The 20,664-nt window shown below is 63.6% G+C and carries 15 protein-coding genes; 7 read left to right on the forward strand and 8 right to left on the reverse strand.

Going from position 1 to position 20,664, the window contains the following annotated elements; all coding sequences use genetic code 11:
- Positions 1-216 precede the first annotated feature (216 nt).
- Both ACRDT3_RS16930 and ACRDT3_RS16935 read left to right on the forward strand, forming a co-directional pair.
- On the forward strand, positions 217-1,437 hold the full coding sequence (locus tag ACRDT3_RS16930; RefSeq protein WP_431494125.1) for an ammonium transporter: 1,221 nt from the start codon (positions 217-219) through the stop codon (positions 1,435-1,437).
- Positions 1,438-1,671: 234 nt separating this feature from the next.
- Entirely contained in the window at positions 1,672-3,774 is a 2,103-nt protein-coding gene (locus tag ACRDT3_RS16935; protein ID WP_431494102.1) for a catalase, read from the forward strand.
- 218 nt (positions 3,775-3,992) lie between these two features.
- Here ACRDT3_RS16935 and ACRDT3_RS16940 read toward each other — a convergent pair whose 3' ends face one another.
- The 4 genes from ACRDT3_RS16940 to ACRDT3_RS16955 all read right to left on the reverse strand — a co-directional run bounded on the left by ACRDT3_RS16940 (position 3,993) and on the right by ACRDT3_RS16955 (position 7,242).
- Positions 3,993-4,187 carry a CsbD family protein gene (locus ACRDT3_RS16940; RefSeq protein WP_431494103.1) on the reverse strand — a complete coding sequence of 65 codons (195 nt, stop codon included), beginning with the start codon at positions 4,185-4,187 and terminating at the stop codon, positions 3,993-3,995.
- A gap of 380 nt (positions 4,188-4,567) precedes the next feature.
- Positions 4,568-4,897, reverse strand: coding sequence for a hypothetical protein (locus ACRDT3_RS16945; RefSeq protein ID WP_431494104.1), 330 nt, complete (start codon positions 4,895-4,897; stop codon positions 4,568-4,570).
- Positions 4,898-5,422: 525 nt separating this feature from the next.
- A complete protein-coding gene (locus ACRDT3_RS16950) occupies positions 5,423-6,715 on the reverse strand; it encodes a phytoene desaturase family protein (protein ID WP_431494105.1) in 1,293 nt (430 codons plus the stop codon).
- A complete protein-coding gene (locus ACRDT3_RS16955; RefSeq protein WP_431494106.1) occupies positions 6,712-7,242 on the reverse strand; it encodes a hypothetical protein in 531 nt (176 codons plus the stop codon). Before ACRDT3_RS16955 ends, ACRDT3_RS16950 begins: the two co-directional genes overlap by 4 nt.
- Positions 7,243-7,742: 500 nt before the next feature.
- Here ACRDT3_RS16955 and ACRDT3_RS16960 point away from each other — a divergent pair, with 500 nt between their 5' ends.
- The 4 genes from ACRDT3_RS16960 to ACRDT3_RS16975 all read left to right on the forward strand — a co-directional run bounded on the left by ACRDT3_RS16960 (position 7,743) and on the right by ACRDT3_RS16975 (position 14,051).
- Positions 7,743-9,785 (forward strand): peptidoglycan DD-metalloendopeptidase family protein, encoded by a 2,043-nt coding sequence (locus ACRDT3_RS16960; RefSeq protein ID WP_431494107.1) that lies wholly within the window; start codon positions 7,743-7,745, stop codon positions 9,783-9,785.
- Between the two features lie 194 nt (positions 9,786-9,979).
- The gene (gene ffh, locus ACRDT3_RS16965) at positions 9,980-11,545 is read left to right on the forward strand and encodes a signal recognition particle protein (protein WP_431494108.1); all 1,566 of its coding nucleotides are present in this window, start codon (positions 9,980-9,982) and stop codon (positions 11,543-11,545) included.
- Positions 11,532-12,758, forward strand: coding sequence for a hypothetical protein (locus ACRDT3_RS16970; protein ID WP_431494109.1), 1,227 nt, complete (start codon positions 11,532-11,534; stop codon positions 12,756-12,758). The genes ffh and ACRDT3_RS16970 overlap by 14 nt, the downstream gene beginning before the upstream one ends.
- 99 nt (positions 12,759-12,857) lie before the next feature.
- Positions 12,858-14,051, forward strand: a complete 1,194-nt coding sequence (locus ACRDT3_RS16975; protein ID WP_431494110.1) for a hypothetical protein — start codon at positions 12,858-12,860, stop codon at positions 14,049-14,051.
- A gap of 78 nt (positions 14,052-14,129) precedes the next feature.
- On the opposite strand, the gene ACRDT3_RS16980 is transcribed toward ACRDT3_RS16975, so the two are convergent.
- Entirely contained in the window at positions 14,130-15,842 is a 1,713-nt protein-coding gene (locus tag ACRDT3_RS16980) for an AMP-binding protein (protein ID WP_431494111.1), read from the reverse strand.
- Between the two features lie 296 nt (positions 15,843-16,138).
- Here ACRDT3_RS16980 and ACRDT3_RS16985 point away from each other — a divergent pair, with 296 nt between their 5' ends.
- The gene (locus ACRDT3_RS16985; RefSeq protein WP_431494112.1) at positions 16,139-16,942 is read left to right on the forward strand and encodes an IclR family transcriptional regulator; all 804 of its coding nucleotides are present in this window, start codon (positions 16,139-16,141) and stop codon (positions 16,940-16,942) included.
- Positions 16,943-16,991: 49 nt separating this feature from the next.
- On the opposite strand, the gene ACRDT3_RS16990 is transcribed toward ACRDT3_RS16985, so the two are convergent.
- The 3 genes from ACRDT3_RS16990 to ACRDT3_RS17000 are packed head-to-tail and all read right to left on the reverse strand — an operon-like array spanning position 16,992 to position 20,639.
- Positions 16,992-17,954, reverse strand: a complete 963-nt coding sequence (locus tag ACRDT3_RS16990) for a hydroxymethylglutaryl-CoA lyase (RefSeq protein ID WP_431494113.1) — start codon at positions 17,952-17,954, stop codon at positions 16,992-16,994.
- On the reverse strand, positions 17,951-19,192 hold the full coding sequence (locus ACRDT3_RS16995) for a CaiB/BaiF CoA transferase family protein (protein ID WP_431494114.1): 1,242 nt from the start codon (positions 19,190-19,192) through the stop codon (positions 17,951-17,953). The genes ACRDT3_RS16990 and ACRDT3_RS16995 overlap by 4 nt, the downstream gene beginning before the upstream one ends.
- 25 nt (positions 19,193-19,217) lie before the next feature.
- The gene (locus ACRDT3_RS17000) at positions 19,218-20,639 is read right to left on the reverse strand and encodes a GntP family permease (RefSeq protein ID WP_431494115.1); all 1,422 of its coding nucleotides are present in this window, start codon (positions 20,637-20,639) and stop codon (positions 19,218-19,220) included.
- Positions 20,640-20,664: the final 25 nt, after the last annotated feature.

The raw sequence follows: 20,664 nt of genomic DNA on the forward strand, positions 1-20,664 counted from the left end.
CTTTCTGCCGATGCCGGGCTGCTCTTTTTCACCGTCGGCCACTAGCACCGTGAACTGTTCGAAACGGCGGCGAAACATTACCGAGAAGCAAACGTTACCCCCGGCGAGAACTTGATACACAGTGGAAACGAAGCAGCGAGTGTTCGGAAACATCTGGGACGTTAGATAGTCATAACACCACCGATACACCGAAAACCTTGAGGGGACGTGATCCAGATGGAGTTGGATGTTGCCAGCTTATGGATCCTGATAGCTGCCGCACTCGTGCTGCTGATGACACCGGCACTGGGACTTTTCTACGGCGGCATGACTCGCGCCACCGGCGTGGTGAACATGATGCTGATGAGTTTCTCCGCCGCAGCGATCACCGCCGTCGTCTGGGTTCTCTGGGGCTATTCGTTCTCCGCCGGGGAACCGGCCATCGCCGGGATTGTCGGCAATCCAATCAGCGAATTCGCCATGCACAACACCGAGCAGTCCGAACTGCTCGCAGCCGGATTCGCCGGAACCTTCGCCATGATCTCGGTAGCCATCATCTCCGGAGCCATCGCGGACCGTGCCCGCTTTGCGCCATGGCTGTTCTTCGTCCCGCTGTGGGTCACCCTGGTGTACGCACCGGTGGCCTTCTGGGTCTGGGGTGGAGGCTTGCTCTCCGCAGACGGATTCCTGGGCAGCATCTTCGGCGAAGCCATTGACTTCGCCGGCGGCGCAGTGGTCCACACCAACGCAGGTATCGCAGCCCTTGTCCTGGCCCTGAAGCTGGGCCAGCGCCACAACTTCCATGACCGCCCGCAGCCGCACAACACCCCGCTGGTCATGCTCGGTGCTGGCCTGCTGTGGTTCGGCTGGTTCGGTTTCAATGCAGGTGCGGCTACCACCGTCGAGCAGGCCGGACTCATCTGGGTCAACACCTTGGCAGCTCCGGGCGCGGCCGTCCTTGGCTGGATCCTGGTTGAGAAGCTGCGCGGTTCCCGCCCCAGCTCGCTGGGTGTCGCCTCCGGCCTGGTGGCCGGTCTGGTAGCCATCACCCCATCTTGCGCAGACGTGGCCCCATGGGCCGCCATGCTGCTGGGCGTACTGGCTGGCGCCGGTGCAGCCTGGGCAGTGAACCTGAAATGGAAGCTCGGATACGACGACTCGCTGGACGTTGTCGGCGTGCACCTGGTCGCTGGCTTGATCGGAACCCTGTTCCTCGGATTCTTCGCCCTGCCAACCGAGGAAAGCGCCGGCGGACTGTTCTACGGCGGCGGCGTCGCCCAGCTGATCGCCCAGGCAGCCACCCTGATTGTGGTCATGGTCTTCTCCGCGGTGATGACCTGGGTCATCGCCACGGTCATTGGAAAGTTCAGCCCATGGCGCGTCGCGGCAGATATCGAAATTGCCGGTATCGACGAGGCCGAACACAACGAAAATGGATACCAGCTGGTTTCCAAGTAAGGAGCGGAATCTGGTCAAAAACGCAGTACATGCACAAGGGGCAGGACGTTTCTGAAACGTCCGCGAAAGACCGCCGGTGGGCCATGCAGCCACCGGCGGTCTTGGCATGCTCCGGGGCGCTAGCGGGCACATGTGTAAAGCATGGGAATCAGTTTGGGCGCTGGCATCGAGGCAGCGAAGGCCCCTAGCGTGGCACCCATCAGCTGATCATTTCCCAGAAGCTAGGAGAGTGCCTTGGACAGCGAACCGAATCAGCCATCGAAGCAGGGCAGGGAACCGGTATTATCCGGGCCCGGCCAGGACAGCGAATTCTTGACCACCTCCCAGGGAGCTCCGGTCAGCGATACCGACCACTCGCTGAAAGCCGGGGAACGCGGGCCCACCTTGCTGCAGGATCACCACCTGCGCGAGAAGATCATGCATTTCGACCACGAGCGGATTCCGGAGCGCGTGGTCCATGCCCGCGGCGCCGGCGCCCACGGCTCATTCATCAGCTACGGCAATGCCGGCGAGCTGTGCCGGGCTGATTTCCTTAAGCCGGGACGCCAGAGCCGGGTCTTTGTCCGCTTCTCCACCGTGGTCGGGTCCCGGGGTTCCATGGACACCGCCCGCGATACCCGCGGCTTTGCCACGAAGTTCTACACCGAAGAAGGCATCTTCGACCTGGTTGGCAACAACATGCCGGTGTTCTTCATCCAGGACGGCATCAAATTCCCGGACCTCGTGCATGCCGCCAAGCCGCAGCCCGATACGGAGATCCCGCAGGCGCAATCCGCCCACGACACCTTCTGGGATTTCGTTTCCCTGCACACCGCGGCCCAAGCCCATGTGATGTGGCAGATGAGCGACCGCGCGATTCCCCGCTCCCTGCGCATGATGGAAGGCTTCGGGGTCCACACCTTCCGCATGATCAACGAGCAGGGCAAATCTTCGCTGGTGAAGTTCCATTGGAAGCCGAAACTCGGCGTCCACTCGCTGGTGTGGGAGGAGTCCCAGCTGGCTGCCGGTGCGGATCCGGACTTCCACCGCCGCGACCTTGCCGAGGCCATCGATGCCGGTGCCTACCCCGAATGGGAACTGGGCGTGCAGATCTTCGAGGACGACCGCTCGGGGACCTTCGAGGGAATCGATCTGCTGGACCCGACCAAATTCGTCCCCGAAGAACTGGCTCCGGTCCAGCCGCTGGGAAAGATGGTGCTGGACAGGAATCCGGAAAACTACTTCGCGCAGACCGAGCAGGTCGCCTTCCACCCCGGGCACCTGGTTCCCGGCATCGATATCAGCGACGACCCGCTGCTGCAGGCGCGGCTCTTCTCCTATCTGGATACCCAGCTGACCCGCCTGGGCGGGCCGAACTTCGCGCAGATCCCGATCAACTCGCCGGTTTCGCCGGTCAACGACATGTTCCGGGATGGCTACCAGCAGCACCGGGTGCCCAAGGGCATCGCACCGTACCAGCCCAACTCGCTGGATGGAGGCTGCCCGTATATGGCGCAGGTGGCTTCCGGGCAGCAACCACCGCTGGAATTCCCGCAGCCGCTCAAGGCCGGGAAGAAGGTGCGCTCCGAACCGGCCAGCTTCTCCGACCACTACAGCCAGGCGCGCCTGTTCTACATCAGCCTTACGGGCATTGAGCGCGCCCACGTGCAGCAGGCCTACTCCTTCGAGCTGGGCAAGTGCACCGATACGGCGGTGCGCCAGCGGCAGGTGGAGTGCCTTGCCAAAATCGACACCCAGCTGGCGGCCGGTGTCGCCCAATCCCTGGGCCTGCCAGCCCCGGCAGCCCAGGAGCTGGGCGCACCGGTGGCCAGTGCGGCACTGTCGCAGATCGGCAAGGCCTGGCCGGTAGATGGCCGCAAGGTCGGGGTGGTATTCAATACCGGGAACCACCGGCACGTGCCCGAAATCAGCAAGGCCCTGGCCGAGCGGGGATTGTCCCCGTTGCTGGTTTCGGCTTCGGGCGGACAGGTGGCCCAAGGGCTGCCGATTGACCGCACCTATCTGACGGCACGATCCATCGAATTCGATGCGCTGGTGCTCATCGGCCCGCTTCCGCCGGCCCCTGACGCCGCAGTTGCACTGGATGCCAAGGCCGGAGCTCCGGGGGCCGGCGGGGTTCCCATCGACCCGCGGGTGGCATTGCTGGTCACCGAGGCCTACCGGCACAACAATGCAATTATCTGCCTTGCGGGCCAATCCGACGGCCTGCTCCAAGCGATCGGGCTGGTGGACGACGCACCGGGCACAGCCTCCGTTGCCGTGGACGCGGTAGCCAGCAATGCCGTGCAGCTGCTGTCCACGCACCGCGCTTGGGAACGGTTCCCGGTAGCCGAGTAGGCCAGAGCCTCAAACGGAGACGGGGCGGCACGCCAGGTGCGGGGCACCGGCGATCTGGCGCGCCGCCATCTTGCCGAGCAGTGGTCTTGGACCCGGGAAGCCAGCGATCCATGGCAGGGCACGGCCCAGGTTTGAGCAGCTGGCGGCTGGCCGATTTCCAGCGGGCACGGCACTGCGCCCCGAGGATGGGGTAATCCACGGGGCGCAGCCGGTTTGCGCTACTTGCCCAGGTCGTCCTTGACGTCCTTGGCAGCATCCTTGACATGCTCTCCAGCCTGTTTCGCCTTGGCTGCAGCCTGGTCCTTGACTCCTTCGGCCTGCAGGCGCTCGTTATCGGTGGCATCACCGAAGGCTTCCTTGGCCTTGCCAGATGCTTCCTGGGCCTTGTTCTGGATCTTGTCTCCAATACCCATGATTCTTACCTCCTGTGTTGATCTGGTACTGACAAATTGAACTCTAGAACAGATCGCACTTCGGCTTATTTTGGCTGAATGATTGCTGAGCGATTGCATGGCACAGCGTATGAGTCCGAGCGGAAATTCGACTCAAGGCGTGGTGGGCCTCCCGGAAGCCAGATGGAAATAGCAGGTGGAGAGCATCTGCCGCCGAGGGGACGCCTGATTACCCAGGCGGCGCAGAATCCCACCTTCAGCGGCTGCGCTGCACTGGATCCGCAGGGCTACCGGCGCTATCGGCTGCTGTCTGCCGGTAGGCATGAAGCAGCCCCCTTGGAATCAAACGCCGGTGGTGCGGTTTCATCCAAGGGGGCTGGAACATAACGCTGTTTGAGCGGCTAGTTGCTCCCGGCGCCTATTGCCGCTGAGCTGGGACAGTGTGAAGAGGAACCGGATTCGAAGACCGGAATTGCATGGGCGACTGCGCTGTACTTCCAGTACTTCACCCGGAAAGTGGCCATTCCTGTTCGTTCTGCGTGGCTGAACAGTCCGTTGATCTTGCAACGAGGGGCGCTGGCCGGGACTACTTCCAATACGGGAGAAGGTTCTGAAACATGCAGGAACTTCAGTTCCCCGGTTGCTTTTTCCATCATGGCCACGAGAACCGGTCCCTTATGGACTGAAACCAGGCCCATCACGTCATCAAGTGCTTCCGACGGTTGAGTCATGATGACCGGCATGCCCGATGACCATCCGTAGGAGGCTAAATACTTTCTACCTTCGCGTGATCCCAGCAGCTCGGCAACGCGTTGCGCTGTCTGGGACCTGACAAGCCTTCCTGGCATGTGAACTACCCTCCACTTCTAGACGATACTTCTCACTTCAACGTTCGTTACCCCATCGGCGTGCTGTAGGCACCACGTCGCGGGCACCGCAGTACCGGGCCCGGGGCATAAGGTAACTTGCCGTAGAAATTATCATTTGCGCACCAAGTTTTCAGAACGGGTTGTGGATCATCAGGATTTTTTCAGGTTCAATTCTTGCTTGAAGGGCAAACATTGTTCCGGACCCCGCAGGATCGACGATGTATTGCTGTCCGGGCCACGCGGCAGCACGTCGAGCCGGTCATCTGCCGCGCGCATCCTTCAGCGCCTGATGGGCTGCATGCCAGCCAGCCATCCCGTGCACCCCGCCACCCGGAGGAGTGGATGAGGAGCAAATGTACAGCCCCGGGACCCCGAGCGAATAAGGATTCAGCGTGGCGGCGGGGCGGAAGAACTGCTGGGTGCCGCTGAGCGAACCGCCGCCGATATCCCCGCCGATGAGATTCGGATTCCGGGCCTGCAGACTCGCGGGCTGCTCACAACCCGCTGCAGGATCCGATCAGTGAACCCTGGAGCGAAACGCTGGATCTGCGCATCAATGAGTGCTGAAGCATTCCCGGCGTAGCCCAGGGGCACATGGGCGTAGGACCAGACCACATGCTGGCCAGACGGTGCCCGGGTCGGATCGGCCGAGGACGGCTGGACCACCATCACAAACGGGCGCTGGGGCATGCGCCCGGCGGCAACTTCTCGCTCTGCCTGTACCAGCTCCGATGCGTCTCCCGCCACATGGACAGTCCCGGCCTTGGCGGTGCGCGAATCGGTCCAGGGGATGGGGCCATCGAGCAAGTAGTCGACCTTGTAGGCCGCCGGCCCATAGCGCCAGGTCTCCAGGCGCTTCCGCAGCGAGGAGCCAAGCTGCTGCCCGGCGAGGACCGCCACCTGCCGGGCGGTCAGATCCAGGAAGTTCAACTCGGCATCGGGCAGCTGGCGCAAGCTGGTGATTGCGGTTCCGGTGTGGATCTTCACCCCCAGGTTCTCCAGCACCCGCACGAGTGCGGCAACGATGCTGCCGGTGCCTGATCGGGCCACCGGCCAGCCCCAGGACTGGCCCAGTGCACCGAAGAGCACTCCGAACCCCGAGGTGAAAGGATGCGCCAAGGGGAGCATCGAATGCGCGCTGGACCCGGCAAATAGCGCGGATGCTTCTCTGGTGCGAAATGCGGAGGCCAGCAGCTTGGCCGGCGGCAAGGAGCGCAACCCGAAGCGGGCCATCAGCAATGGATGCGGCGGGATGCCCAGCAGCGGGCTGGTGGCGTTGTCCAGCAGCCGCTGCGGCCGGCGGACCAGCGGCTGATGCAGCAGTTTCCACATGCGCGCGTCCTTGGGGAACTGGACGATGGTGCTTTGAATGTCCTGGTGCAAGAGCACCGAGTCCGCATTATCCAGGGGGTGGGCCAGCGGGTAGTCATGGAATTCCCATTCCAATCCATGCGCTGCGAGATCAAAATGCCTGAACGCCTTGCTTCCGTAGGCGAAGGGATGGGCAGCGGCTCCCAGGTCCACTATCGCATTCTCGCCCAGGGTGCGGTCGGAGGCGGCCGCCCCTCCAGGATGGGCATTGCGCTCGAAGACCTCGACCTGGTATCCGTGCTCGGCAAGCACCGCAGCGGCGACCAGCCCATTGGGGCCCGACCCGACGACATTGGCGCGTTCCTTCATTGGCGCAGTCCCTCATTTTCCTCGTGTTCTTGCGGGGCGAATCGCTCAGCCCAGGTCTCATCGCTCAGGGCCTTGAGCTGGTTGATCTGCGATTCGGCACGGTGCGAAAGATCTTCCAGCAACCTCCGGTCAAGCCGCTGTTCCTGCGGGAGCATCAGCAGCAGCGTCTGCCACATGCGCAGCTTGGCATTGAGCAATCCGGTGAGCACATCGAGCTGAACCTGAGCGGCGGCCAGCTTGCGCATGCGCAAGGGATTGAACGGGTTGACCGTTCCGGCGAGCTTGGCCACCTGAGCGAGGAGCCTTGCCGCCGGCCGCTGGCTCCAGCCGAGCTGGCTCATGATCCGTTTCAGGTCATCCTGGTCCGCTTCCACCTGCCGATGCAGCGATTCGAAGCGTTCTTCATAGGCCGTGCCGGCCCAAGTGCCATGTGCGGCCTTGAAATGGTTCAGCCCGGATTCGGACCCCAGCAGGTGCTGGCTGAGATAGCGATGCAAGGTGCTCTGGTCGATTCCCGTTTGCGGCATGGCACTGATCTTCCTAGTAGGCCCGGGCGGTGCTTATTGGTCCCGGGGCATTGTTCCAACGCCTCGAACGCTAGAGCACCGCCAGCGAGCGGCCAATGCGCGTCCCTGGATCTGCAGGTTGCATCCAGCTAGCGCACGCCTGCCAACCGGTTGATGTTGGATTCCAGGGCGGAAGCCAGGGTGCTGCAGGCCTCGCATGGGCGCCGGAACGGCATCGAGCGGGTGCTGGATGTCCACGCATGTGGCGTGGCCGGGATGGCGCAAAGGGGAAAACGGTGGTGCATGGAATCCTCCCGCAGCTGAAGAAGGCATCAACTAGCCATGGATTAATCATCGAGCTAGGGCTATTCTGAGGTTCTGTTGAGTAATTGCAGTTTTTGGGGGACTGGCAAGTTATGAAACGACAACATCATGGTTTAAGCAGCTCTGTGCCGCGCGGCGTTTTGGGGACTAGTCGGAGGCTGCCATACGGGGCGTTGGCTATTGCAGCGGCATTCGGTTTGAGCAGTGCATTAGCTTGGCCCGGTGCGGCCGGTGCACTGCCAGCCAGAGCCGAATCAAGCACATTGGCCTTTCCCGCCGCCTCGGCGCTGGACTTCGGGCGCGATGCTGTAACCGTACCGGAGAAGGCCGGAGCATCCGCTGTCCAAGTCCTTGGACTGAGTTCGCTGGGCGAAAAGCACGGCGGGTCCGAGCCCGGCCCACTGGCAAGCGTGGCTGCCAATCGAGCAGCGATGACAGCAAATACGAGCGCTGAAGCGCCGGCGTTGCCCGCACCACTAGCTCTCGACCAGGGCATTCGTCCGGCAATGCTGAGCCCTGGTCTCCTGTTGGAGCATCCAGTGGCCACCCGGCGGATTTCCAGCCCGTACGGCTGGAGGGCCAACCCGACTGGGTTCGGCCGCCAGATCCATATCGGCCAAGACTATCCAATTTCCTGCGGTTCTCCCGTCCAGGCCAGCGAGTCGGGCAGGGTGGTAGTCGCGAGCTGGGCCGGGCATTCGGGCCAGCGGGTCACAATCGACCACGGGCATAATGTGCAGACCGGGTACAGCCATAACTCCCTCTTGCTCGTCAGCGTGGGCGAGTATGTTGTTCAAGGCCAAATGATCGCTTTGGCCGGGACAACCGGCAATTCCACGGGGTGCCATGTGCACTTCGAGGTCATCATCAATGGACGATGGCATGATCCGCGCAACTACCTGCCTTTAGCCGGCGGGCAGCGAAGGGCATTATTCGCTTCTACGCAATTCGCAGAGGATGCCGGCAGTGCCATGCGCAATCAATCGGCAACAGGAACAAGTGGACAGTACGCCGGGACGGCAAGGCGCCACGGATCGACGTCAACGGAGCATCCAACGCAGCCGAAGTCCTCGACTCGCTACCACGCGGATCCGGTCCAGCCGCCTGCCGCGAGCAAGAAGAAAGAAACCGGGGCAGCCAAGCCGAAGACCCAGCCGAAAAAGGAATATGGCAAGGTTGGTCCGTCTCCGCGTCCTGCGCAACCGGCGCCAGAGCCGAGCAAGACACCCAAGCCGCCCCAAAAGTTGAATACCGAAAGCCCGAAGACCACACCGTCTCCATCAACATCACCGACACCCGTTTCCGCTGAGCCTAGTGCGCCGAGCGCAGTGCCGACGCCGAGCGATGAACCTGCTGAACGGCCGAGCGAGCCGACTGCAGCGCCGACGCAAGAAACTGAACTAGTTGGTGAGCCTAGCCCGTCGACGGCACCCACCACGTCACCGTTGCCTTCGACACCACCTTCCAGCGTGAAACCGCCAGCTCCGGATAGCTCTGAAGAGGAAACTGGCTCGACCGACGCCACTCCGACCTCTGAACCAACCCAAGCACCTCAACCCAGTGCGGATTCGGGCGTTGAACCTCAGAAGGAGCAAGAGCCAGGAGGATCCGATTCTCCAGCCAGTGAAGATGCCACGGACCCTACGGCCCGCGTCGAGCGGACAACCGGTGTAGCCCAGCCGAAGACCGTGGACTTGCAAGCAAATGAGCCGGAAAAGAAGGCGCCAGTGGCCAAGGCCCTGCCGCCGGCCAAGTTCACTGCTCCGAGAAAGCAGACTGCAAAGGAACCACCGGCTGAAAAGCCCAAGGTCGAGGTTGCAGTGCCGACTGCGAAGAAGCAGGCCAAGGCACCAGCGCAGCCGAAAGCGGCAGCCCCGGCCAAGCCGAAGGTTGCCGCGCCAGTGAAGCCCAAGGCTGCAGCCCCGACTAAGCCCAAGGTCGCAGCCCCGGCCAAGCCGAAGGTTGCCGCGCCAGTGAAGCCCAAGGCTGCAGCCCCGGCCAAGCCCAAGGCCTCAGCGCCCGTGAAGCAGGTCGCAAAGGCACCGGTAGCCACCATGCCGAAGCCCAAACCCAAGCCCAAGCCGGCTATTGCGGCGCCGGCTGTGCAGAAAGTTGCCCACGCACCGGCCAGGCCGAAGCCGAAGGCAACAGCTCCTGCACAGGCCGAAGCCGCTGCCCCAGCCAAGCTCCCGCAGGCCCCGGCAGCAGCCGCACCACCTGCCAGCGAGGCCAAGCCGTAGTCCTTGACTTCCCGGTTCCCTGGAGCTGCTCCCGTCCGCTTGGAGGGGAGCAGCTTGGCGTTGGGGAATATGCAACGGGTGAAACGCTGCACAGCTGGTTAGTCCAGCGCCCGATTATTGATATTCTTGGGAGTTGAGTCCTGTGCGATTTTCCAATGCGCACCACAAGACCTATCGAAAGAAGTGCCCGGCACGTGTTTAATTCACTTTCCGATCGCCTGACAGCAACCTTCAAGAACCTGCGCGGCAAGGGCCGCCTGACTGAAGCGGATATCGACGGTACCGCACGCGAGATCCGTCGCGCCCTGCTTGACGCCGACGTTGCCGTACCGGTGGTCCGCGGCTTCGTGGCCCAGGTGAAGGAACGCGCTCTGGGTGCCGAGGTCTCCGAGTCGCTGAACCCGGGCCAGCAGGTTGTCAAGATCGTCAACGAGGAACTCGTTGGCATTCTCGGCGGCGAAACCCGTCGCCTGAACCTGGCCAAGAACCCTCCAACGGTGATCATGCTCGCCGGCCTGCAGGGTGCCGGCAAGACCACCCTGGCCGGCAAGCTGGCCAAGCACCTGAAGTCCGAGGGCCACACCCCGATGCTGGTGGCCTGCGACCTGCAGCGCCCCAATGCGGTCAAGCAGCTGCAGATCAACGGCGAGCGTGCCGGCGTGCCGGTGTACGCACCGCACCCGGGCGTCTCTTCGGAATTCGACACCGCGACCGGCGACCCGGTAGCAGTAGCCCGCGACGGTGTGGCCGAGGCCAAGGCCAAGCTGCACGACATCGTGATTGTCGATACCGCCGGCCGCTTGGGCGTGGACACCGAGATGATGGCCCAGGCCGCGAACATCCGCGCCGCCATCAACCCGGATGAAGTCCTCTTCGTCATCGACGCGATGATCGGCCAGGACGCGGTCAACACCGCCCAGGCCTTCCACGAGGGCGTCGACTTCACCGGTGTCGTGCTCTCCAAGCTCGATGGCGACGCCCGCGGCGGTGCCGCGCTGTCGGTCGCCTCGGTTACCGGCAAGCCTGTCATGTTCGCCTCCACCGGCGAAAACCTGGACGACTTCGAGATCTTCCACCCGGACCGCATGGCTTCGCGCATCCTGGACATGGGCGACGTGATGACGCTCATCGAGCAGGCCGAGAAGAACTGGGACAAGGGCGAAGCCGAGCGCATGGCGAAGAAATTCGCCGACCAGGAAGACTTCACCCTGGACGACTTCCTGGCCCAGATGGCCCAGATCAAGAAGATGGGCTCGATGAAGAAGCTGCTGGGCATGATGCCCGGCGCGCAGATCTCCCGCCAGCAGCTAGAGCAGTTCGACGAACGCCAGATCGACCGCGTTGAGGCCATCGTCCGTTCGATGACCCAGCACGAGCGCGTGGCTCCGAAGATCATCAACGGCTCGCGCCGCGCGCGTATCGCCAAGGGTTCGGGCGTTTCGGTCTCCGAGGTGAACCAGATGCTGGAGCGTTTCGCCGAAGCGCAGAAGATGATGAAGAAGATGGCTGCCGGCGGCGGCATCCCGGGCATGCCGGGTGCCGGCAAGGGCGCTGCCCGCAAGGCGAAGGCCAAGGGCAAGGGCAAGAAGCAGCAGAAGTTCGGCAACCCGGCCAAGGCCGCGCAGGCCGAGCTGGAGGCCAAGAACAAGAAGGCCGCCGCACCGAGCGGCGCCGCCTTCGGGCAGGGCGCCAACCAGGACTTCGATCCTTCGAGCCTGAACCTGCCGGCGGGCTTCGAAAAGTACCTTGGCAACAAGTAGCCACGAGTCCTTGCAGGGCGGCGACCAGGCGCACACGCTGGTCGCCGCCCTGACTCTTTTCTTCGAGGAACCCCAGGGCCAGCAGGCCGAAGCCAAGGTCCGCGCGCTGTTGGCCGCACGCGAGGCCATCTCGCTGGTCTCCGTGCCGGTGCCCTGGAACGGGCTGGCCATTATCGAGGCCAGCCTTGCGGTGAACCACGAGGGGCTGCTGCTGCTGGCCAACGCCGAGGGCGACATCAGGCTGGGCCAGCAGGTCGAGGACTTCGCGCTGGCGTTGAAGCTGGGCACCGGTGCGCTGTACATCGACCAGGACGACGCCGAGGTGCAAACCGAAGAGCCCATCGACGACCCGCGGCTGGATGCCATGCCATCGGGGCGGACCCTGGCCATCGGCGCGCTGAACGAGCAGGACATGGGGCTGTTGGCCGCTGCGAGCAAAACCAGCTGGCAGCTCCTGCCGCCGCCGGAATCCGCCGGCGCGGCCGTGGCCGTGCACGAGGGCTTCCTGGTGGGCGGCGTGCTGGCAGCGAGCCAGCATCCGGTGATCATGCTCAGCCGCACCGGCGCGCGCTTCACCGCAAGCTTCTGGTTCCGCAAGCAGTCGGCCAAGCTCGGCGGGCACCCGGCCTGGGTGCACATCTGGCCGGTCGCGGCCAGCCCAGCCTTCTGGCCGCCGGCCTCAAGCGCCGCCAGGAGCGAACTGGACTGGCTGATAGCCAACCAGGACGGCGTGGATGACCAGGAGCTTGATGAGCTGGCTGAACAATCGGTCGGCCCCGACGACATCGAGTCGCTCAAGCAGGCGCTGGTCGGCACCGGCAGCCTGCAGTCGGTCCAGCGGGTGCTGGAGGCCTTCGGGCATCAACCGGCGCTGGCCCGCTATCTGGAAGATGCGGTTCTTCCCGAAGGCGCGCGGCAGATCGAACCGGTGTCAATGGCCAGGGCCGTGGGCCGGGCAATGTTCGCCGAATCCCGCAAGACCAGTGCCCGGCCGCGATGGTACAACTCGTTGTCGTGGAAACCCGTGGCGCAGCTGGCTCTGGGTCTCATCGAGGCACTGGTGTTCTCGCTGGTACTCGCGGCCACCGATTGGCAGGAGCCTTGGGCAGCGCCCTGGGTGATTGTGCTGTTGCTGGTGCTCGGCTATGTCGATGCCACCGGGAATACCGCCCTCGGCGCGCTGCGCTGGTTCCGCGCCCGGCGCCGGGGCTAGCGGAAAGCAACCTCAAGTGCGCTGCCTGCAGGGAGGGCCCGGGTTACCGCCTATGATTGACTTATCGCCATATCCAAATAACCGAAGGGGTTACTTTTCGTGGATTCAACCGAGTTCAACTACCTCAACCTAGAGTTCATTTTCATGGGCGACAAGCCTGAATCTGCGCAACTGGTACGCACCGCGCTGGCCGACCGCCGCCTGCTCGGTTTTATCGGCGGAGCTGTTGAGCGTGAGAACTCCACTGAAGTAACGGCCGAGGTGGCCACGGTGAGCGAAGCCCGTGATGCGGTGCTCTACCGCATCGATGCCAAGGGCAAGCTGCGTGAAGGCTCGCGCGTGACCAAATTGGTCCACGAGCTGAAGAACTCCACCGGTGCCAGCTACGTGCTGGTTGATGGGGATGAGATTGACGGCCCCAACCCGGATGACGAGCAGCTCGGCGAGTACGGCGGCACCAACGAGCTGCTGCACGGACCCAAGCTCAAGGGTTCCGAGCTGGTGCTGGCAGCAGGCTTTGCCGATAACGAGATCACCGTTTGGGACAATGCCGCCGGCCTGATGGCTATGCCCAAGGAACCGGTCTATGCCCCGAGCATCTCGCGTTCAAACCGCCCGTACCTGTCCTTGGACCGTACCGGCAATGTCATTACGGCAACCATCGAGGCCAAGGGATCGCGCCGCGACATGTTCGGTTCCTCGGTGTCCATGGTGGTGGACCTGGAACGCGCGGCAATCCTGGAACCGGAAGCCGGCTCGCCTGCAGCGGTTCGCCTCGACGAGCTCAACAGCTTGCTCTTTGGCTGGGACGAAGAAGAAATGCAGATCATCGAGCAGCTGATTTCAGATCCTGCCGACCGCTCCGAGGCGCAGCAGCTGCTCTGCGGCAGCGGGGATTTGAAGGACATGAAGCGCCTGGTGTCGCTCTTCGGCTTCGACCCGCGCAGCATCGATTACCTCACCGGCCGTCCGCTGCCCGAAGACCGGAGGGTCATTGCCACCGGCGGCCCGTTCAAGACCTTGAAGTCCGCACTGGCTGAGCAGGAACGCGAGGCCAAGGGCCTGGAACGGCTGCTGTACCGCCACAGCTGGAATCCGAAAGCGCTGATGGCTTCGGGTGCTGCCGTACTGGCATCCGGCGCGGCAGCGCACCTGGTCCTGGCCCAGAACGAGAAGTTCGCTTGGTTCCCCAAGCCTGCGCGCCAGCTGCTGATGCTGGCATGGTACGCGGATGGTGCCTTCTATCTGGGCAAGGGCATCGTTGATGCGCTGAAAGCCGAGAACAAGGGCTAGGCGATCGCCGCAGCCAAAAGACAGCCCGGCGGGAAGCCGAAATTGCTTCCCGCCGGGCTGTCTTTTGCTTATTTGCTCCTAGCCGCGTTCCTTCAGCTCAGGGAAGTCGGTATCCCGGTATTCACCGCTCGGGCTGGTGCCGGCCGCATGCTGCTCTTCCTCGGCCAGGCGCAGCTCCACGCGGCGGATCTTGCCTGAAATGGTCTTGGGCAGCGCGGTGAATTCGAGCCGCCGGATCCGCTTGTAGGGGGCCACGTGCTCGCGGCAGAAGCCGAGGATGTCCTTGGCGATTTCAGCCGATGGCTCGATTTGGGATGCCAGCACCACAAAGGCCATGGGCACCGAGAGCTTCAGCGGATCCGGCGAAGGCACCACCGCCACCTCGGCAACCGCGGGATGCTCCAGGACCACCGACTCCAGCTCGAAGGGGCTGAGCTTGTAGTCGCTGGACTTGAAAATGTCATCGGCACGACCCACGTAGGTCAAGACGCCTTCTTCATCTCGTTCGGCGATATCTCCCGTGTGGTACACGCCGCCACGCAGCGCCTCGGCGGTCTTCTCCGGGTCGGCGAAATAGCCCTTCATCAACCCGGCAGGCCGGGGATCCAGGCGCAGGCAGATTTCCCCGATTTCGGCCAGCTGTCCGGTGGTCGGATTGCGCAGCTCCACCTCGTAGCCCGGCATCGGACGGCCCATCGCGCCGACCTTTACCTCGGTGCCCGGCGAATTGGCAATCTGCACCGTGGTCTCGGTCTGCCCGTAGCCATCACGGATCACCTGGCCCCACGCGTTGCGCACCTGGTCGATGACCTCGGCGTTCAACGGCTCGCCGGCGGAGACCAGCTTGCGCGGGGGAGTCTTCAGCGTGCCCAAGTCCGCCTGGATCAGGTAGCGCCAGACGGTGGGCGGCGCGCAGAAGCTGGTGGCCTTCTCGGTTGCCATCTGGTTCATCAGTGCCAGCGGATCAAAGCGCTCGTAGTTGTAGACGAATACCGTTGCTTCGGCGATCCAAGGGCCGAAGAAATTCGACCAGGCGTGCTTGCCCCACCCGGGGGAAGCCACATTCAAGTGGACGTCGCCTGGCTCCAGGCCGATCCAGAACATGGTTGCCAGGTGGCCAATGGTGTAAGAGGTATGGGTGTGCTGGACCAGCTTCGCCAAGGAGGTGGTGCCCGAGGTGAAGTAGAGCAGCATGTTCTCATCGGCCAGGGTCGGGGAGTCCAGGCTGAATTCGGCCGGCGCATCGTGGGACTTGGCGTAGTGCAAGGTACCTTCGGTGGCCTCCCCGCGTACCTGGACGATGCGGTAGTCCCCGGGGACCGCTTCGAATTTGGCGACCTGGTCATGGCTGGTGATCACCCAGTTCGCGTTGCCGCGCTCGATGCGGTCGGCGAGGTCGGCGCTGACCAGCTGGGTGGTTGACGGGATGATGACCGCGCCCAGCTTCATGCCGGCCAGCATCACTTCCCAGAGGGCCACCTCGTTGCCCAGCATGACGATGATGGTGTCGCCGCGCTGCATGCCTTCGTCGGAAAGCCAGCGGGCTACCTGGGTGGAGCGGCGCGAAAGCTGCGCCCAGCTGTAGCGTGCCGAGCTGCCATCCGGTTCGGTGAGGATCAGTGCCGGTTCATTTGCCCGCTGCGGGTCCTTGGCTACCTCGTCGAACCAGTCATAGGCGAAGTTGAAATCGGTGAATTTTGGCCAGGTGAACTCTGCCCGAGCCCGGTCGTAGTCATCGCGTGCTGCCAGCAGCAGATCGCGTGCTGCCCGGAACTTCTCGGTATTGCTCATTAGAGTCCTTTGCGTGATGGGCGCCAACGCCCGACAGAATTCTTCGGTCTTCAGGTTTCAATATACTTCAGTGCCCAGTTCTGACGAATTGTTGCGTCATCATGCGTGGTGCAGGTGCTGAAGTTCCCCAATTTTGTCCAATAGATTCCAATATGGGCATACATAGTGCCTGAATGGGTGATGCGGCGCAAGCGGCTGGCGCAAGCCGCAGCCGGGTGAGCGCCGGCGGTGGCGCCGAACAGCAGCGCCGGGCAGGCAACTGGACTCGCAGATGCCGATAGTCTAGCGTCTGGAATATGCCAAAGGATGAGACCCCCGCCAAGAAGCAGAACCCCCTATTAGTCTTGGGAAAAATCAGTTCCATCCTCGATTCCTTTTCGCTGCGCCAGCCGGTCATGTCCTTGGCCGATATCCGTGAAGCGACGGATTTGCCTGCCTCCACGGTGCAGCGGCTTGTGGCGAACCTTGTGGGGCAAGGCTTCTTGGACCGCGAGGATGATGGCTTCCGCATCGGAATGAAGATGGCCTACTGGGCCGCTCCGGCTACCCGGGGCCGGGAGGTGCTGGACGTCATCAGCCCATCGTTGCGCGAACTGCGTGACTTCACCGGGGAAACAGCCTGCCTTTTCCGTGCCGAGCAGCAATTCCGCGTTTGCGTAGGCATTGCCGAAACGCGCCACGCGCTGCGCCGGGAAATGCACTTGGGGGAGCTTGCCCCATTGCATGCCGGATCTGCCGGACGCGTGCTGCTGGCCTGGAAGCCCGAGCTCATGCGGCGTTTGCCGGAATCGCAGCTCGCGCCGCTGACCGATGCCACGATTACGGGCCTGGCCGCCCTGAAGAAGGCGGTGGAGCAGACCCGCGCCGATGGCTTCGCGATCACCACGGGGGAGCGTGAAAGCGGGGCCTCGGGGCTGTCCGCACCGGTCTTCGATTCCGCAGCGGGCCTCGTGGCGGCGGTGACCATCAGCGGACCCACCATGCGCATGCCGCGCGAGACCTGCCAGAGCTGGATCGAGCCGTTGCTGGATACCGCTGAACGGATGACCCGGCTGATCGGCGGACGATTCCCGGGCGAAACCCACCGGCCCTCCGCCTAGGGCTGCACGCCCGGACCGAGGCGTACGCCACTACCAGGCAACAGCGGCACTAGAGGCTGGTGGCGCAATCCGGGGTGCCATCGGAGGGGATCACCCAGGCAAAGGCTTCTGCCTTGGAGCGCGCCCCCTGGGCAGACTTGGAGCGGTTCGGTTCGCCCAGTTCCTGCAGCAAGGATTCGGAAAGCTCGACGAGCCCGGCAAAGCGCTGCGGCGTGAGCCATGGCGGCTGGGTGGCAAACAGGATGTCTTCGCTGGAAGTATTCCCGCTTGCCCCGGGGGCGAACGGGCACCCTCCCAGGCCGCCGAGCGCGCCATCAACCAGGGCGGCTCCTGCCGAAATGGCGGCCAGCGTATTGGCAACACCCAGCCCCCAGGTATCGTGGCCGTGGAACGCTATGCGCCGCTGCGGAGTTTCGCCGCGGACCCTGGAAATGAGCGAGGCGACCTGCGCCGGAACTGCTTGGCCCAGGGTGTCGCAGATGACGATATCGCAGGTGCCCTCGGTTCGCGGGTCATTGGCGATTTCCAGCACGCGCTCGGCGGGAACCTGCCCCTCGAAAGGGCAGGTGAATGAGGTGGCCAAGCACAGCTGGATGCGCCCGCCGGCTTCCTGGGCATGGCGCACGGCTTCCGGCAGGGCGGCGAGGCTCGCATCCGTGCTGCGCCCGATATTCGCCTGGTTGTGCGAATCGGAAACAGAGAGGCAATACTGGAAGTTCCGGATGCCCGCCTTGGCTGCCTTGGCCACATGCCCCGGGGTCGCCACCCAGATCCAGCAGCGTTCCAGCTCTTCGGGGCGCAAACCCCGGGCGACATCGAGGGTATCGGCCATTGGCGGCACCAGGTCGGCGCGCGCCATAGAGCCCAGCTCGATTTCCTGGACTCCGAGCCGGATCAACTCGCGTACGGTCCTGATCTTCTCTTCGGTGCTCAATAGTTTCCCGGTCAGCTGCAGCCCGTCACGCAGCGTGACATCGCGCAACGCGGCAGCGGGGATGAATGAGTAGCTCACGCGATATTCCTTTCGCCGGCCGAGGCCTGCGCGATTTGCGCATCGGTCATTCCCAGCAATCCGCCCAGTACCTGCCCGGTATGCTCACCGAGGTCGGGGCCGAGATTCCGGATGGGCAGGGAGGTGCCTCCCATGACCGGGACAATGCCGGGGAAGCCGACACCTTGCAAGGTTTCCTCTCCGGTGGAGACATCCAGATGCTGGATCATGTTCCGGGAGATGTACTGCGGCTCGTTGGCGATGTCCTCGGCGGTGTAGATCGGTCCGGCAGGAACTCCCGCCTCCTCAAGGATTGCCAGGGCCGTGCTCGAGTCCAGGGTTGCGGCCCACTGGCTAATGGCGGCATCCAGCATCTCCCTGGCCTCCCAGCGCTGGGCATTGGTCTGCAGCAGCGGATCGGTTCCGAGCTCCGGCCTGCCGATGGCTTCCATGTAGCGGCGGTAGATCCCGTCGCCGTTGCCGGCGACAACAATGCTGGCCCCATCGGCGCAGACATACGCATTGGAGGGCGCAATGCCTTCCATGCGTCCGCCGGTGCGGGTCCGGGTTTCGCCGTAGGCGCCGTGGTCCGGGACCAGCGATTCCATCATGGAGAACATCGCCTCGTGCAGCGCCACATCGATCACCCGATGGTCCAACCCGAGTGAGGCTGTTTCTCCGCGCGTTAGTTCCCGCTGGTAGAGCGCCATCACCGCACCGAACGCGGCATACAGCCCGGCGATGGAATCGCCGATCGAAACGCCAACACGTACCGGCGCGCGATCCGGATCGCCCACCAGATTGCGGAAGCCGCTGAAAGCCTCGGCCACGGCGGCAAAGCCTGGACGCTCGGAGAGCGGGCCGGTCTGGCCGAAGGCCGAGATGCGGGTGATCACCAGGTCCGGATTCACGGCGCTGAGTTCTTCGGGACCCAGGCCCCACTTTTCCAAGGTGCCCGGGCGGAAGTTTTCCAGCAGCACATCGCAGTGCTTGACCAGATCCAGCACGGCTGCCCGGCCGGCGTCGCTGCGCAGGTCCAGGACGATGGACTTCTTGTTGCGGTTGATCGTCCGGTAGAGCATCGAGACGCTGCCCTTCTTGAGCCGCCAGTTGCGCAGCTCGTCCCCGGTTCCCGGGCGCTCTACCTTGATGACCTCGGCGCCGAAGTCCGCCAGGAGCCGGCCTGCGGTGGGCGCGGCAATGTAGTTGCCCAATTCAAGTACGCGTACACCCTTCAATGGGGCGATTTGCTCTGACATGTTCTGCCGTTCCTTTGCATTCGCGCTAAATGAAGATGTTGAGGATCATGACCATGCCAAGGGCCACGATGGACGCGACCGAGACGCCCACGCTGACGGTCTTGAGGGCGCCGCGCACGGTCTGCCCGAACAGCGACTGCAGGAGCCAGAAGGTATTCGAGGTCACGTGGACCATGAACAGCGCCCCGGAACCTGCCGCCAACGCGATGAGCACCGGGTCGATGCCCAGGCTCGGGGCGATGGGCGCCAAGAGGCTCGCCGCAGTAATTCCGGAAAGGGTCACCGAGCCAACGGCAATGTGCAGCAAGGCCGCGATGCCCCAGACCACTACCAGTGGTGCAACGGTGCTGGCCGAGAAGAACTGGCCCATGATGTCGCCCAATCCAGCCGTGGAAACCGTGGCGGCCAATGAGCCGCCGACGCCGGTCAGCAGCAGGATCTGGCCGCTTTCCTTGAAGCCGCTGGCCACGCCGCGGTCAATCGCCTTCTGGCCAATGGTGAAGCGTGCCACCGCAATGGTTCCCACCAGGCCGATGAGCAGGGCAACTACCGGATTGCCGACCAGCTGGATCCAGCTGGCTTCATAGCCGAGGATTTCGGCCAGCGCGCCGCTGGCGATGAGCAGCAAGGACACGAGCAGCGGAAGGAAGAGCAGGAACAGGGGAGCCTCCCGGCGCTGTCCGGTCTGCACCGCGGTGGCCGCGGCGGCTGTTCCGGATCCGTCGGTGCGGGCTGCATCCTTCCCGGTTCCTTCGGCGCTGTTCAGCTTGCGGGTGCCCGGCGTCGGCTCGTCTTCCGCGAGCAGCTGCTCATCGCTCGCGGCTTTCCAGAAGCCGCGGTCGAAGAAGAAGGACATGATGGCAACGGAAATCAAGACCGTCGGCACTACGACCAGCAGGCCGAAGATCAGCATCTTGCCCAGCGGGACTTCAAGCATGCCGGCCAAGGCGACGGCGCCTACGCCAGGGACCATGAGCACGATGCCGACCTCGCCGGCGATGGCCATGGCCGTGGCAATGCGCGCGGTGCCGTGCTTGCCGATTTTCGGTGCCATGCGCCGGGCCAACGGGGCCGCGATGACCAGCAGCACATCCAGGAAGATGGTCTGCAGCGCGGTGCTGACAGCCAACGCCATGGTGTACGGCAGCCGTTTGGGGCCGAAGGTGTTCAGCAGGTGCTCCACCAGGCGGCGGATGGCGCCGGTCTCATTGAGGATGGAACCCATCAGCACGCCGAAAGCCACGAGGAGTCCGACTTCCACCATGATGTCGCCGAAACCCTGCGTGATGGTTTCGATGGTCTTGGTGACCCCCAAGCCGGTGGAGAGGCCCAGGTAGAGCGAGCCAATGACCAAGGCAATGACCGGGTTGACCTTGAATCTCACGATGAGCACAACGGCGGCAAGCACGGCCACCGCGGTATTTATCAGAATCGCGATATCGGACATGTGGGATCCGTTCTAGTGGAATCGG

This window comes from Glutamicibacter sp., from assembly GCF_050701915.1.
Taxonomy (GTDB): domain Bacteria; phylum Actinomycetota; class Actinomycetes; order Actinomycetales; family Micrococcaceae; genus Glutamicibacter.

What these genes read in the sequence shown, in the direction of transcription:
- ACRDT3_RS16930 (WP_431494125.1), top strand. Translation starts at nt 217, where the DNA reads ATGGAGTTGGATGTTGCCAGCTTATGGATCCTGATAGCTGCCGCACTC.
- ACRDT3_RS16940 (WP_431494103.1), bottom strand. Translation starts at nt 4,187, where the DNA reads ATGGGTATTGGAGACAAGATCCAGAACAAGGCCCAGGAAGCATCTGGC.
- ACRDT3_RS16945 (WP_431494104.1), bottom strand. Translation starts at nt 4,897, where the DNA reads ATGACTCAACCGTCGGAAGCACTTGATGACGTGATGGGCCTGGTTTCA.
- ACRDT3_RS16950 (WP_431494105.1), bottom strand. Translation starts at nt 6,715, where the DNA reads ATGAAGGAACGCGCCAATGTCGTCGGGTCGGGCCCCAATGGGCTGGTC.
- ACRDT3_RS16955 (WP_431494106.1), bottom strand. Translation starts at nt 7,242, where the DNA reads ATGCCGCAAACGGGAATCGACCAGAGCACCTTGCATCGCTATCTCAGC.
- ACRDT3_RS16980 (WP_431494111.1), bottom strand. Translation starts at nt 15,842, where the DNA reads ATGAGCAATACCGAGAAGTTCCGGGCAGCACGCGATCTGCTGCTGGCA.
- ACRDT3_RS16985 (WP_431494112.1), top strand. Translation starts at nt 16,139, where the DNA reads ATGCCAAAGGATGAGACCCCCGCCAAGAAGCAGAACCCCCTATTAGTC.
- ACRDT3_RS16995 (WP_431494114.1), bottom strand. Translation starts at nt 19,192, where the DNA reads ATGTCAGAGCAAATCGCCCCATTGAAGGGTGTACGCGTACTTGAATTG.
- ACRDT3_RS17000 (WP_431494115.1), bottom strand. Translation starts at nt 20,639, where the DNA reads ATGTCCGATATCGCGATTCTGATAAATACCGCGGTGGCCGTGCTTGCC.